Origin of the sequence: Pseudovibrio sp. Alg231-02 (genome assembly GCF_900143565.1) — a bacterium.
In the GTDB taxonomy this organism is placed as follows: Bacteria; Pseudomonadota; Alphaproteobacteria; order Rhizobiales; family Stappiaceae; genus Pseudovibrio.
Genome location: NZ_FREX01000008.1, coordinates 17,941 through 33,145, shown reverse-complemented (window position 1 = coordinate 33,145; position 15,205 = coordinate 17,941). Strand labels below are relative to the sequence as shown.

Genomic DNA, 15,205 nt, shown 5'->3' with positions numbered 1-15,205 from the left:
CCAGACCACAGAAACTGTGGGCTGGTCATGCAGTTAGCAAGACCAGCCCATGAAGTTTTTAGTAAAGTCCACCTGTGCCGGACATAACGGCGCGCCCAGCTTCCGGAGACAGATCCTGACGGATACCAATCTCATCCTGGAAGCCAATGACAGAGTAACTGTCTGGTGGCGATGTACCCGGTTTGAAGGATTCCAGAATTGTACCTGGAGCTCCGGCACCAGCCCGTAGACCAGTACGGCGGTTGATAGACACCAGCCGTAATCCGTTTGGAACACGGAACTCCAACGGAGGCGCATCCTTTAGAGCATCCTTCATGAAGGCAGTGAAGATTGGCGCAGCAACCTGACCGCCAGTCGCACCGCGGCCCATCTTGCGCGGAGTATCATATCCAACGAAAACACCCACAGTCAGTTCTGGTGTAAAGCCAACAAACCATGCATCGCGCTCATCATTGGTAGTACCAGTTTTACCGGCAACAGGACGGCCAACAGCTTTAACACTTGTCGCCGTACCGCGCTTGACTACGCCTTCCATCATGGAAGTGATCTGGTAGGCGGTCATAGGATCAAGCACCTGCTCACGAGTATCAATAAGCTCGGGCTCTCCCTGATTGCTCCAATACTCTTCGGAGCAATCTGTGCAAACAAGCTGATCGTTCTGATAGATAGTCTCACCATAACGGTTCTGGATACGGTCAATCAGAGTAGGCTGCACTCGGCGCCCGCCATTGGCCATCATGGAATAGGCCGCTGTCATGCGCATCACGGTGGTTTCGCCTGCACCAAGAGACATGGAGAGCACCGGCATCATATTGTCATCAATGCCAAAACTGCGTGCATATTCAGCAACCAGATCCATGCCCATGTCCTGAGCAAGACGAACAGTCATCACGTTACGGGAAAGTTCAATACCTGTACGCAGAGTAGACGGACCGTAGAACTTGCCACCATAGTTCTGTGGCTTCCACGGGTCCTGCCCTGGTCCTTGCTCAATCTCAACAGGCGCATCGAGCACCACTGAAGACGGCGTATAACCATTATCCAGCGCAGCCGCATAGACGAACGGTTTGAACACAGAGCCCGGCTGACGCCAAGCCTGCGTCGCACGGTTAAACTGGCTTTCGGCGTAACTAAAGCCACCAACCAGCGCGACAACACGGCCAGTATTCGGGTCCATGGCAACAATGGCACCCGAAACCTCAGGCACCTGCCGCAGCACATATTTGCCACTCGCCTGACGCTGAACGTAAATCACATCACCCGGACTTAATACTTCCTGCACATTGCGAGGAGCACGACCGTTGACGCGAGCCCATTTCATATCACTCAGTGAGAGATCTGCACGGACACGCTCAGTAGAAAGTTTCCGGTTTGCCATGCGCTTCGGACGAAGCCCCACCACGGCCTTCTGATTACTCACAGACAGAACCACCGCACTCGTCCACTCAGGGACATCGTTCAGCGTCTGAACTTTAGCTAGAGCCGCGCCCCAGTCGCTGGAGGTGATTTCAATCGTACTGATCGGACCGCGCCATTTACCGCGCTTATGGTCGAAGTCAACCAGGCCGTCACGCAGTGCCTTACGCGCCTTCAGCTGCATGTCAGGATCAAGGGATGTACGAACGGATAGACCATCCTCATAAAGCTTCTCTTCACCGTACTGACCGGCCAACTGGCGTCGCACAGCCTCAGAGAAATACTCAGAGCCTTTCACGAGGTTACCAGTTGGACGCAGTTTAACGTCAAGAGGCTTGGCCTTAGCTTCAATACCTTCCTGAACTGTCACGTAACCGTTCTCAACCATACGGTCGATAACCCAGTTCCGGCGTTCAATCGCACGGTCTCTGTAGCGGTATGGGTGATAGTTGGATGGGCCTTTAGGAACCGCAGCGAGATATGCAATCTCTTCAAGCTCAAGCTCGTGAACAGATTTATCAAAAAGGATCAGGGAAGCAGCACCAACACCGTAAGCGCCGACACCGAGATAAATCTCATTCAGATAAAGCTCAAGGATCTCTTCTTTCGTAAACGCTTGCTCGATACGCAAAGCAAGAAGCGCTTCTTTGATTTTGCGCTCATACTTCTGCTCACCGGTCAAAAGGAAGTTCTTTGCAACCTGCTGCGTAATCGTGGACGCTCCAACAAGGCGGCGCCCGGACCCGCTGTTACGAACGTTTGTGATCACCGCACGGCCAATGCCCCACGGGTCGATCCCGATGTGTTCATAAAAGTTCTTATCTTCAGCAGATAAGAAAGCTTGCTTCACACGGTCCGGAATAGCCTGAATCGGAATAAACAAACGTCGTTCACGCGCGAACTCATACATAAGATGACCATCAGCAGCATGCACACGTGTCATGACTGGCGGCTCATAATCCTTCAGCGCGGTGTAGTCCGGCAGATCCTTGGTTATGTCATTGAGATAAATCCACAATCCGGCAGCTGCAATCAGCCCCAGAACAACTGAAATCCCAAAGAGATATCCAATGAACTTTAAAAATAATCTCATATTCGGGCTCGTTTGCTTTCCCGCTAAGAATGTTCGTGTCGTGAAGCCAGCATTCCAGAGCCAGTTTCAAACGCCGTTCCTGATGCATTTCCCGTTAAGGGTCAAGAGGTCTCGCCCTGAATGAATGCAGCAGAATCGAATCCAGACTTCACTGTTACAGTTTGGCACCCAATCGCTTTTCATTATGGCAAAGCTGAGGCAGGAACTTAGTCTTTATCCCACTGCAGCAGCGACATATACGCACCCGAAAAACAATCACACCAAACAGCTATTGCTGCGCAATTCTAGCCCGAAAGAAACCGTTCGTCGCTTGAACAATCGCATCCGACACGCGTTCCCGCCACTCATCAGAACCTAACATTTTCTCATCCAGATTATTGGAAAGAAATCCAAGTTCAATCAAAACAGACGGAACATCGTGGCTTTTCAGCACTTGAAACCCCGCAGAACGAAGAGGATTTTTAATAACTGTTGTGGCGCTTTTAAGTTCTTCAACCACCAACCGTGCAAAATGAATGGAAAAATTCTTGGTCTCACGGCGGGTGAGTTCGACCAAAATATCTGTAACCTCTTCAGGTTCATCAGAAAAATCGACCCCGCCAATCACATCCGAATAGTTTTCACGGCGCGCCAGCGCAGCCGCCATCCGGTCAGACGCTCGCTCTGAAAGAGTGTAGATTGAGGCCCCACGCGTCGTCTCTGCCCCATTTGTGATCGAATCCGCATGAATGGAGATGAACAGATCAGCCTCTTTCCCGCGCGCCAGCTTGGTCCGGCTCCCCAAAGAGATGAATTTATCATCATCACGGGTTAGATAGACCTGATAGTAGCCAAGTTTATCCAGTTTCTCTTTCAAAAACCGGCCAAAATTCAGAACGATCGCCTTTTCAAGCGTGCCATTACTGCCAACTGCACCAGAATCAACACCACCGTGCCCCGGATCAATAATGATCACGGGCAGATCGTTTTCAGCAGCAGTTGGCTCTTGAGTATCCTGCTTGGGAACAGATGCTGTCGCCCCTACTGGCTGCGCATGTGACGTGGCCTGACCAACCGCAGCCTCAAACTCATCAGGAGAAGATTCGGTCAGATCAATAACCAGCCGTGTTGGTTGATCTTGTACGCCGGGCAGCAAAAAGGTTTTGTCCAGAGCGACTGGAGAATTGAGATCCAGTACTACTCTGGAACGCCCTTTGGAGATGGAGCCATACCGCCAGGACCGAACCAGCCCCCGTCCTTTTGGCACGAAATCTCTTGGAAACTGGAAGGTGACAGACGGCAAGTCAATCACCAACCGATAAGGGTGAGACAAGAATGAAAGGTTATATCCAACCTCACCATCCATATCCAGAATGAAGCGCGTCCGTGCCAGATCTCCGGCAACACGCGCATCAGAAACGACCGAAACCGCATTTTGCGCTGATGCAGCATTACTCATGGCAACAGTTGCAATGAGAGAAAACGCGACACAATAAAAGCTGAGAGCACAGAACCTGAATGCATGACTGATGCGGCTCACCTTTTCACTCCCCTATAGAAACACTGGCAATTTAGTTTAAATCAAGTTGAACGATTAAAACACGATTAAGCGAAAGTCACCCCGCCAAACCTATCATTAAGCATTGATTAACAACTGCAGCTTTCGTAGCAAGACATCGCCAGATCGATTTTCCCAAGCTTGCCAAGCGTCTCGAGGGATCGTAAAAGGTTTACTAGGACTTCGATTTGGAATTGTTCCGTAAAGTTGTGAGCCATATTTTTTGAAGCTGATATCCTGAGATTTTCGCAGTTTTCAAACTGATCGAAATGTTTCAAAAAGCCCATATGAGCCATTTGTGCCGTTTCCGGTTTGTTGATGAGGATACGGTATAAACCAACTGGAAGAGCAGTCTGCTCGAGAGCCAAGACAGAGTTTTGCCGTGACATTTTCGGTCATGGCGGGTTGTGAACAGATTTTCTGTCGCTTTGGATAAGTGCTTTATCCCCGAATTTTCGGAGAGATACGGCAGCTAGGCGCAGGAACAGACGTTTACAGATTGGAAGCCTGAAGAAGCGCTTCCATTTCAAGCATACCGCCTTATGGGCGGTCAAAAGAGATCATTAAGGGCGAACGGTTTGTCAAAGCTACGCGCAAATACAAATGAACATGAGTTAAGAAGCAGTGCGCCGACGTGTCAGTCGGTCCCTTCTTGCCGTGGTCATGCGCGCCGCCGTCTCTCCTTTTCTACTAGCAACTTACATAACAAGTTGACCGACCTGACGATGTACAAATCTCAGCGCCACTCGCGCCGTCTTCAGTGTTTGGTCCTAAGGAACTCACTTCATGGCAAACAAGATGCTGATAGATGCGACCCACCCGGAGGAGACCCGGGTTACGGTCGTGCGCGGGAATCGGGTTGAGGAATTTGACTTTGAAGCCGCAAACAGAAAGCAGCTTCGCGGAAATATCTACCTAGCTAAAGTCACACGAGTAGAGCCATCACTTCAGGCCGCTTTTGTTGAATATGGTGGCAACAGACACGGGTTCCTCGCCTTCAGCGAAATCCATCCGGATTATTATCAGCTCCCGAAAGAAGATCGGGAGGCTCTTGAAGCTCAGCTTGCAGCCGAAGCAGCTGCAAACCAGCGTGAACGTGCCCGCAGAGAAAAAGAAGAAGCAAAGCGTGAAGCCGAAATTCAAAAGGTTGCTGCAGCGAAAGCCGCAGAAGCTTCTGAAGACGTTGTTGCTGAGCTGATCGAAGCTGAAACCAGTGCTCTGGAAGCAGAACACGAGGCCGAAGCTCTTGCCAGCATGGATGCTCCTTTCCAGGATGACAGCATCGAGGATATCGAGGCTGAAGCTGCAGAAGAAGACGAAGCTGGCAATTCTACAGCGCAAAAAGCAAGCGCTGGTGATGCAACGGCTGCCAAGCCTTCTTCAAAAGAGCCTGTAGCTGAGGCTGATACTGCTGAAGACACAGAAGCTTCCGACAAAGCCGCATCAGAAGACGCGACTGAGGAAGCTGCAGAAGAGACATCTGAAGCTGAAGAGCAGGATGATAGCGAAGAGGAAGCGGAAGAAGAAGTTACCGCACGCCCTCGCCGTCTGCGCGACAACTATAAGATTCAGGAAGTCATCAAACGCCGTCAGCTGCTGCTGGTACAGGTCGTGAAGGAAGAGCGCGGAAATAAAGGCGCTGCTCTGACAACATACCTGTCCCTCGCTGGCCGTTACTCTGTTTTGATGCCAAACACCGACCGTGGTGGCGGGATTTCCCGCAAAATCACGAAGCCAACAGACCGCAAGCGCCTGAAGCAGGTTGCTGGTGATCTGGATGTGCCGAACGGCATGGGTGTTATCCTGCGCACAGCAGGCGCCAGCCGAACCAAAGCAGAAATCAAGCGTGACTTCGAATACCTTCTGCGTCTTTGGGAAAATGTCCGCGAACTGACCCTTGATTCAGCAGCCCCTACCCTCGTTTACGAGGAAGGCAGCCTGATCAAGCGCTCTATTCGCGACCTGTACAACAAAGACATTGATCAGGTTATGGTTTCTGGCGAAGAAGGCTACCGTGAAGCGAAAGACTTCATGCGCATGCTGATGCCAAGCCATTCCAAGAATGTTCAGCCTTATCGCGATGCAACGCCAATCTTCACCCGTTTCGGTGTAGAAGCCCAGCTCGACGCAATGTTCTCACCACAAGTGACGCTGAAGTCCGGTGGCTACATTGTCATCAACCAGACAGAAGCTCTTGTTGCGATCGATGTGAACTCCGGGAAAGCAACCCGCGAACAGAACATTGAAGACACCGCTCAGGCAACCAACCTGGAAGCAGCAGAAGAGATTGCTCGTCAGCTTCGCCTGCGCGACCTCGCTGGCCTTGTGGTTATCGATTTCATCGACATGGAAGAGAACCGCAACAACCGCGCTGTTGAACGTCGCCTGAAAGAATGTCTGAAGTCTGACCGTGCCCGCATTCAGGTTGGCCGCATCTCACATTTCGGCTTGCTGGAAATGTCACGTCAGCGCATCCGCACCGGCGTACTCGAAAGCTCATCAGTTGTTTGCCCGCACTGCCATGGTTCTGGCATCGTGCGCTCAGTAGAATCTGTTGCTCTGCACATCCTCCGCTCCCTGGAAGATCAGCTGCTGCGTGGGTCTACTCACAACTTGAACCTGAGCACGCCAAATGAAGTGGCGATGTACATTCTCAACCAGAAGCGCCATCACTTGATGGATCTGGAGCGTCGCTTCGGTCTGGAAATTTCTATTCTCGGAGACGACACCGTCACCGAGCAGCACTTCACTTTGGAGCGCGGCGAGCTTGCAACACCAAGCGAGCGTACGCAGCCTCTGCCAGCTACAGTTCAGCCGGACACCATCTTCCCCGTTGAGGAGGAAGAAGAAGAAGACATCGTTGAAGAGGCTGTAGAGGAAGAGAAGCAAGAAGCAGCTGATGAGGACGGCAATGATCGTCGTCGTCGCCGTCGTCGTCGTCGTCGTCGCACTGGCAACGAGAAAGACGAAGCTGAGCAGCAGGAAACAACATCTGCGAGCGCTGAAGAGCCGTCTACTGAAGAGGACGCATCCTCTGAAGAAAAGTCAGCTGACGCGGACTCTACTGAGCTAACAGACGAAGAAGAAGATCGCCGCCGCAAGCGTCGCCGTGGTCGCCGTGGTGGCCGCCGCTCTCGTCGCAGAAGCGCATCTGATGAAAACGGCGAGAACGGTGAAAGCTCCGAGGAAGCAGAAGGCTCAAAAGAAAGTTCTGCGGACAGCGTTGAAGAGATCATCGCAGAAGCAAAATCTGAGACCGCAGATGAGGCAGTAGCTGTAGAAGACACTGCTACTCCTGCAGAACCGGTAACAGAGGCTGTAGCTGAAGAAGAGCCGAAGAAAGAAACCCGCAAGCCTCGCCGTCGTCGCAGAGTAAAACCTGCACCTGAGGAAACAGCTGAAAAGGAAGCTTCTACAGAAGCAACCAAAGCCCCTGCCCCTCAGGCAGAAGAAACTTCAGACGTCGCGGTGAAAGAAGCTCCGGCAGAAGTGGCAGTACAAGCAGAGCAACCTGCGGAAGCTCCGGCAGAACCAGTGAACAAGCCTGCAGAACCGATTGCTGAGCAGCCTAAAGAAGAAAAGCCTGCGGAAGTCGCTAAGGTTGAAGTGAAGGAAGAAGCTCCGGCTGTCGAGACCCCTAAAGCTGCAGAAGCAGAAGTTGAGGCCGAAGCACCAGCGAAACCGAAAGCGCCAACCAAACCGGTTGTGACATCGCATAAGGTTGTTGAAGGGGAAACCGTTGCCGTTGAAGGCGATGATGACTCGCCGCGCCGCACAGGTTGGTGGCAGCGCCGCTCTTTCTTCTAAGAAGAAACAAGTTCAAAAAAAGCCCGCTCAACTGAGCGGGCTTTTTTATTGCCTGTTACTTGAGCCAGTCTTCCAACCGCTCCACCGCAAGCTTGATATCGGGCTCCTTCCCCGCAAAGGAAAAGCGCATGTATTGATTCCCGCGTGTCAGATCGAAATCTACGCCGGGTGTTGCCGCAATGTGTGTCTCTGCCAACATCTTCTGACAGAACTCCATAGAATCGTTGGTGAGCTTTGAAACACCCGCATACACATAGAACGCACCGTCAACCGGCAGCACATCAAAACCAAGCTGAGGAAGATGATCAAGCAGCACCTGCCTGTTGGCAGCATACCCAGCCTTGATCTTCTCATAATCCTCCGTCGCATCAAAAGCAGCAGCTGCAGTCACTTGCGCCAGCTCTGGGGGCGAAATGTAAAGGCTCTGCGCAATCCGCTCAATCGGACGTACAAGCACCTCAGGCAACACCATCCAGCCAATACGCCAACCTGTCATGCAATAGTATTTGGAAAAGCTATTGACGATGATCGCCTTGTCCGTAAAGCGGAGCGCCGTCTCCTCCTCCATATCATAGGCAAGCCCATGGTAAATCTCATCAGAGATGAACCACAGATCCATCGCTTCACAAGCCTCAACCAATGCCTTGAGAGCATCAGGAGACATCATGGTCCCGGTCGGATTCGCCGGACTGGCCACAAGCACGCCCTTTAGCGGCTTCTCCTTATGCACTGCCTCAAGAATCTCAGGGGTAAGCGACCAGCGCGTTTCCGGCCCAACCTCAATCTCCACACACTCCAGCCCTAACACCTCAATAATATTGCGGTAGGCCGGATAACCCGGAGATGTAATTGCAATGCGGTCCCCTCTGTCAAACCCGGCAAGAAACGCAAGGTTAAATCCGGCAGAAGAACCCGTAGTTGCAAAAATGCGAGATTCTGGAACCTCTAATCCGAAGGTTTGCTTATAGTAGCGAGCAATGCTCTTCTTCAGCAGCGGAATGCCCTGTGCTTCCGTGTATCCCAATCGGCCAGAAGACAGGTGGTCATGCGCAACCTTCAAAACCGAGTCAGGAACAGGCGCTCCCGGCTGACCCACTTCCATGTGCAGCACATGTTCTCCGCTTTGCTCAAGGCGGTTGGCAGCATTCAGCACTTCCATAGCTTGAAAAGGCAGGACTTCACTACGTTTTGATCCCATTAATACTGACAAATGCATTCCCTCTTATTTCTTCTTCTCAGAGCCTGTGCTTTAATTTTTCGGGCTACCTAGCAATTTTGCCTAATAACTGCCTATCTTGGGTGGTTAAGGCTTATTTGAAAGTCTATGTAGTACTTTAAGTGCGAACCGCTCTGCGCCTGCCAAGCCAATTAAGGGGACTTGACGTGCAATTTAAGAACAATGCATTGAAACGTGTGATTGAACCAGTCAAATCACAAGCAACAAAGTTTGCGCGCAAAATTCTTATAACAGCAACCGCACTTTCACTGGTTGTACCTAATGTGGCAATCACCACAGCTCAAGCTCAACAAAAGAAGGGGCTCCCCCTCGTTCGCGATGCAGAAACTGAAGATTTGCTGCGCGAATACGCCAAACCGATCTTCCGGGCAGCTGGACTTCCTGCCAATCAGGTTGAGATCATTTTGGTCAACGACAAGAGCTTTAACGCCTTCGTTCCAGACAGCCGCAGGATGTTTATCAACCTCGGCGTCATTATGGATGCCAAAACGCCAAGCGAAGTGATCGGCGTAATCGCACACGAGACCGGCCATATTGCTGGCAACCATCTGGTTCGCATGCGCCAGGCAGCTTCAAACGCACAGATCATGTCAGTTATCGGCATGATCCTGGGTGCAGGCGCTATGGCAGCAGGTGCAACCACGGGCAACAGCTCTATCGCCCGCGGTGGTGCAGCAGCTGTCTCCGGTGGCGGAGCGCTCGCCCAACGAAGTTTCTTGTCCTATCGCAGATCTGAGGAATCATCAGCTGACCAGGCAGCCCTGCGCTACCTCGATCGCATCGGCGTTTCTGCCAAGGGCATGCTCACAACATTTGAACGCATGGCGGATCAGGCTCTGTTTTCAGCGCAGTATGTAGATCCATACGCGCTCAGCCACCCCATGCCTCGCGCCCGTTTCAACGCCCTTCAAAACAGGGCTCAAAAGGCGAAGCACTTTAACAAGAAAGACCCTGAGCGCCTTCAGCTGAAGCATGACATGGTCAAAGCCAAACTGCTGGCATTCACCAGTCACAGAAACTCAGTTTATCGTGCCTATCCAGAAAGAGACAAAAGCCTCCCTGCGCAGTATGCCCGTGCTATTGCCAGCATGAGGTCCGACAAAGCGTCAAAAGCTGTCAGAAAAATTGACGCCCTGATCTCAAAAGCGCCGGAATATCCGTATTTTTATGAAATCAAAGGACAGGCGCTGCTCGAAGGCGGCAAGCCGAAAGCCGCAATTGCGCCATTCCGTAAGGCGCTGGCGCTTTATCCTGGCAATCCGCATTTTGAAATCTGGCTGGGCTTCGCAATGGTCGCATCCGATGACAAGCGATACCTGAAAGAAGCAAAGAGCATTTTGACCAGAGCTCTGCGAAAAGACAGATATTCCATGAACGGCTATGCCCAACTTGCAATCGCGAATGCTCGTCTGGGCGATATCGCTGGAGCAGATCTGGCAACCGCTCAAAGTCATATGACCCGCGGCGATGTTCGCAGCGCACAGCGCTACGCAAAACGCGCTCAGAAAAAATTGAAAGTCGGCTCACCCGCCTGGCAACAAGCTGACGATATACTGTCAGTCAAAGTGCCTCAGCTCAGACGCCGCTAACAAATCAGACTGATAAAAATCAAGCACCCGAACAGGGTTACAGGAGACGTCATGAACAAACTCATTCGCAGAGCTGCGATCACATGTGCAGCAACGTTCGCCCTGCTGCCAGCAACTTTTTCTGCACAAGCAGAAACAGTGAACCGCGCTGAAGTCGAAACAATCATCAAGGAATACCTTGTCGCAAATCCGGAAATCGTGCTGGAAGCGCTTCAGGAACTTGATAAGCGCCGCCTCGCAGAAGAAGAAAGCGCACGCAAAGGTGCTATCTCCAGCCTCTCTGATGAGATCTACAACAGTGACTATCAGATTGTCCTCGGCAACCCGGATGGCGACGTCACGCTCGTAGAGCTGTTTGATTACAACTGCGGTTACTGTAAGCGCGCACTGTCTGACCTTGTTCGCCTCGTTGATGAGGACAAGAACCTCCGCGTTGTCTTGAAAGAGTTCCCTGTTCTAGGCAAAGCCTCTCAGGAAGCCGCACGCGTTGCGATCGCAGTTGCAGAAGTTGCACCTGATAAATACGAGGATTTCCACCTCGCACTTCTGGGTCAGCCTGGCCGCGCAAACCTTGCCAGCAGCCTGAAAGTTGCAAAGGACCTTGGGATCTCTGATGCAGATCTTGAAAAATCAATGAAGTCCAGCCGCGCAGCTGAAACCTTCCAGGAAGTATTCACGATTGCTGAACAGCTCGGCATCACCGGAACCCCTTCCTATATTTTGGGTGAAGAAGTGATTGTTGGAGCCGTCGGCTACGACACTTTGAAGGAAAAAATTGCAGCTGAACGCGAGTAGATTGATCCCAATCGCGCATATCAACGCATTTTCGCAGCTTTATCCTTAAGAACTCAACTCAGAGCGGACAAAGGTCTTTTCCTTGGTCCGCTCTGACCATATAAGAGGGCCAGTTATGTTTATTTGCCTGGCTACACTTAACCAATACGTCAAGTAAACCTAGCTTATTACACAGAGTTTTTGAGAACAGATTGGTTGCGTAGGCGCAACTACATTTGTGTACTTCTGAGTAAATCAAAGCGTTATGTGCCTTTCTGCGCTAATAAACATGATATTGCCTTATGCGCAGCCTAGGCACTCCGGATGCATACTTTTTAAAAGACAGCATCTCGCAAATAGAGAATTAATGGCTATCTAAGCAGTTAATAACCAACTGCTTGCGTAGTTCATTCAGTCAGAAAATCCATAGTTTGCTCTGAGCAATTGGATTTTCACAGATTATTAAAGGCCATCCTTGCTGCACAATCGCTTTGGGGGCCAAACCGAAGGCTCCTGGCATTAGTCAGGGCATTTCGAACTGGACGATGAAAACGATGACGAAAGAAACTAAGTTTGATCAGGAAATGATCCGCCAGCTTGCAAATGTGCTGGACGAAACCAACCTGACCGAAATCGAAGTGGAACAAAAAGATCTCCGCGTTCGTGTCGCTCGTCAGCTGACAGTGGGTGCAGTGGCACCAGTAGCAGCACCTGCTCCTGTAGCTGCTCCAGCACCGGCACCAGCAGCACCTGTAGAGATTGCAGTTTCTGCAGATGCAGCAAACCATCCGGGCGCAGTTACTTCTCCTATGGTTGGCACAGCATATCTGGCAGCAGAGCCAGGTGCGTCAGCCTTTATTGAAGTAGGTAAGTCCATCAAGAAGGGTGAAACTATTCTGATCATTGAAGCTATGAAGACCATGAATCAGATCCCTTCACCAAAGTCAGGCACTGTGACTGCAATTCTGGTTGAAGATGGTCAGCCAGTTGAATTCGGCGAACCACTTATCATCATCGAATAACAGGCGAAGTCTCTATGTTCTCAAAGATCCTCATCGCAAACCGCGGCGAGATCGCACTCCGCATCCTTCGGGCATGTAAAGAGCTTGGCATTCGCACTGTAGCGGTCCACTCTACTGCCGACGAAGACGCAATGCATGTGCGCCTTGCTGACGAAAGTGTTTGTATTGGTCCGCCGGTAGCGCGCGACAGCTACCTCAACATCCCGCAGATTCTGGCAGCCTGTGAAATCACTGGCGCCGACGCTGTGCATCCCGGTTATGGTTTCCTTTCCGAAAATGCACGCTTTGCGGAGATTCTTGAGGCGCACGGCATCACCTTTATCGGCCCTACTTCAGAGCACATCCGTGTGATGGGCGATAAGATTCAGGCGAAAACCACTGCAAAAGAACTGGGCATTCCAGTTGTGCCTGGTTCTGATGGTGGCATCACTCCTGAAGACGACGTCCATGCAATCGCTAAGGAAATCGGTTATCCGGTTCTCGTAAAAGCAGCAGCAGGCGGCGGTGGCCGCGGCATGAAAGTCGCCCTGACAGCTGAAGATCTGGATACTGCGATCTCAACCGCACGTTCCGAATCCAAAGCAGCCTTTGGCGATGATGCTCTGTACATGGAAAAGTACCTCGGCAAACCACGCCACATTGAGGTGCAGGTACTGGGTGACGGTCAGGGCAACGCAATCCACCTCGGTGAGCGCGACTGTTCTTTGCAGCGCCGCCACCAGAAGGTATTCGAAGAATGCCCATCCCCTGCGCTCAATGAAGAGCAACGGATGGAAATCGGCGAAGTTTGTGCAGACGCTATGCGTAAGCTCAAGTATCGCGGTGCGGGCACAATCGAATTCCTCTATGAAAACGGTGAGTTCTACTTCATTGAAATGAACACCCGTTTGCAGGTGGAACATCCTGTAACCGAGATGGTAACCGGCATTGATCTTGTGATCGAACAGATCCGCATCGCTGGTGGTTCTACTCTGTCAATCAATCAGGAAGAAGTTCGCTTCTCTGGTCATGCGATTGAGTGCCGTATCAATGCAGAGCATCCTCTGACCTTCGCACCATCTCCGGGCACAATCACCTATTACCACCCACCAGGTGGCTTGGGCGTGCGCGTAGATTCAGGCGTTTATCAGGGCTACAAAATTCCTCCGCATTATGACAGCCTGATCGGTAAGTTGATCGTTCATGGCCGGACCCGTGTGGAATGTATGATGCGCCTGCGTCGTGCTCTGAGCGAGTTTGTGGTTGATGGCATCAACACAACTGTTCCACTCTTCACAGAGCTTCTGGACAATCAGGATATCGCCAACGGCGCCTATGATATCCATTGGCTTGAGAAGTTCCTGGAAGCGCACATTGCAGCACAGAACTCCGAAGAAAACTGAGGAGATTTAGGGAGGTCAAAAGCAGGCCAGCATGGAATTTAAGATTACCCCACAAATTCTGCTTAAAGCATACGCTTGTGGCATCTTTCCAATGGCTGAGACTGCTGACTCTCCTGATCTTTTCTGGATTGATCCCGAGCGGCGAGGTATCTTGCCGCTCGATTCATTTCACATCCCCAAACGGCTCGCCAGAACCGTCCGCTCCGACAAGTTTGTCGTTCGAGCCTCCCGTGATTTCAAGGCAGTAATCTCTCACTGCGCGACAACCACCTCAGAGCGCAAAGAGACATGGATCAACACTGAGATCCGCAAGCTCTACACTGCGCTTTTTGCCATGGGGTATTGCCACACAATCGAGATCTATAACGCCGCTGACGAGCTCGTTGGCGGCCTTTACGGTGTATCACTAGGCGGCGCCTTCTTTGGGGAGAGCATGTTCTCACTGGAGCGGGATGCATCCAAGGTTGCCCTTGTGCATCTGTATGGCCGTCTGCTCTATGGAGGCTACAGGTTACTGGACGCTCAGTTCGTAACAGAACATCTGGAACAGTTCGGGGCGACAGAAGTTCCCAAAGAGCAGTATGGCAAGCTGCTGGAAAATGCGCTGATGGTACTCGGAGATTTTCACGCACTACCGCAGGAGAGCTCTGGAAAATTAGTGCTGCAGATCATCGAGGATATGCGCCCTGCTTCACCTAAAAGCAAAAACGGCCTCATCTGAGAGGCCGCATCATTTAACGCAGTGTTGCAACAACCTTCGGTCGTGGCACCGGAATTTCTCCTGAAGAAACAAAGTCTTTCCCAGCTAGATCATCCTCTTCGGAAACAAGATCAACAGCTGGACCAGCGTATCCTTCTGGTGGCGGCACGGAAGTTGTCTTCTTACAGTTGATCAGCCAGATGTCATAGACACTGTGCTCAACAGCGTGCACACCAGGGTTACTTGCAAACATCCAGCCACTGAAAATCCGGCGAACTTTACTATCAAGCGTAAGCTCATCAACCTCAATAAACGCAGTGGTTTGAGAGGCTTCTGTCCGAGGCCGGGAATTACAAACGCGCGGCGTTACCTGAAGCGCACCAAACTGAACTGTCTCATCAATATAGACATCAAACGTGGTAATGCGACCGGTAATTTTATCCAGCCCTTTGAACACTGCAACCGGGTTTTTAATTGGTGTCTGAGCTTGTGCAGGCAATGCAAATGCTGCCCCACCAATCAACGCAGCAAGTGCGCAGGATGCAGCGCGCCCAAGATATTTACGCATTGTAAAACCCATAAAACTTTCCAGCAGCTAGTGATTCAAACGCCCGAGCTGTAAAGGGCTTAGCACTGGAATGCTACGGG

General features: G+C 51.4%; 10 protein-coding genes. 6 read left to right on the top strand and 4 right to left on the bottom strand.

Features of this window, described 5'->3' with window-relative positions; translation table 11 throughout:
• Positions 1-58: 58 nt before the first annotated feature.
• Both DHN43_RS19390 and DHN43_RS19385 read right to left on the bottom strand, forming a co-directional pair.
• Entirely contained in the window at positions 59-2,509 is a 2,451-nt protein-coding gene (locus tag DHN43_RS19390; protein ID WP_063292433.1) for a penicillin-binding protein 1A, read from the bottom strand.
• Positions 2,510-2,777: 268 nt separating this feature from the next.
• A complete protein-coding gene (locus tag DHN43_RS19385; protein WP_108819742.1) occupies positions 2,778-4,028 on the bottom strand; it encodes an N-acetylmuramoyl-L-alanine amidase in 1,251 nt (416 codons plus the stop codon).
• Between the two features lie 804 nt (positions 4,029-4,832).
• Between DHN43_RS19385 and DHN43_RS19375 the strand changes: the two genes are divergently transcribed.
• Complete coding sequence (locus DHN43_RS19375; protein ID WP_108819741.1) at positions 4,833-7,853, top strand: ribonuclease E/G; 3,021 nt, start codon at positions 4,833-4,835, stop codon at positions 7,851-7,853.
• Positions 7,854-7,908: 55 nt separating this feature from the next.
• On the opposite strand, the gene DHN43_RS19370 is transcribed toward DHN43_RS19375, so the two are convergent.
• Complete coding sequence (locus DHN43_RS19370) at positions 7,909-9,051, bottom strand: pyridoxal phosphate-dependent aminotransferase (RefSeq protein ID WP_108819740.1); 1,143 nt, start codon at positions 9,049-9,051, stop codon at positions 7,909-7,911.
• A 185-nt stretch (positions 9,052-9,236) separates the two neighbouring features.
• Here DHN43_RS19370 and DHN43_RS19365 point away from each other — a divergent pair, with 185 nt between their 5' ends.
• The 5 genes from DHN43_RS19365 (at position 9,237) to aat (ending at position 14,578) form a co-directional block, all read left to right on the top strand.
• Positions 9,237-10,679 carry a M48 family metalloprotease gene (locus DHN43_RS19365; protein WP_057464437.1) on the top strand — a complete coding sequence of 481 codons (1,443 nt, stop codon included), beginning with the start codon at positions 9,237-9,239 and terminating at the stop codon, positions 10,677-10,679.
• A gap of 51 nt (positions 10,680-10,730) precedes the next feature.
• On the top strand, positions 10,731-11,474 hold the full coding sequence (locus DHN43_RS19360; protein ID WP_057464436.1) for a DsbA family protein: 744 nt from the start codon (positions 10,731-10,733) through the stop codon (positions 11,472-11,474).
• A 524-nt stretch (positions 11,475-11,998) separates the two neighbouring features.
• Positions 11,999-12,475: an acetyl-CoA carboxylase biotin carboxyl carrier protein gene (accB, locus tag DHN43_RS19355; RefSeq protein WP_063307629.1), complete on the top strand. Its 477-nt coding sequence runs from the start codon at positions 11,999-12,001 to the stop codon at positions 12,473-12,475.
• A 14-nt stretch (positions 12,476-12,489) separates the two neighbouring features.
• Complete coding sequence (gene accC, locus DHN43_RS19350; RefSeq protein WP_063289054.1) at positions 12,490-13,857, top strand: acetyl-CoA carboxylase biotin carboxylase subunit; 1,368 nt, start codon at positions 12,490-12,492, stop codon at positions 13,855-13,857.
• A 31-nt stretch (positions 13,858-13,888) separates the two neighbouring features.
• Positions 13,889-14,578, top strand: coding sequence for a leucyl/phenylalanyl-tRNA--protein transferase (gene aat / locus DHN43_RS19345; RefSeq protein ID WP_108819739.1), 690 nt, complete (start codon positions 13,889-13,891; stop codon positions 14,576-14,578).
• Positions 14,579-14,591: 13 nt separating this feature from the next.
• On the opposite strand, the gene DHN43_RS19340 is transcribed toward aat, so the two are convergent.
• Complete coding sequence (locus DHN43_RS19340) at positions 14,592-15,137, bottom strand: DUF2155 domain-containing protein (RefSeq protein ID WP_063289056.1); 546 nt, start codon at positions 15,135-15,137, stop codon at positions 14,592-14,594.
• Positions 15,138-15,205 lie beyond the last annotated feature (68 nt).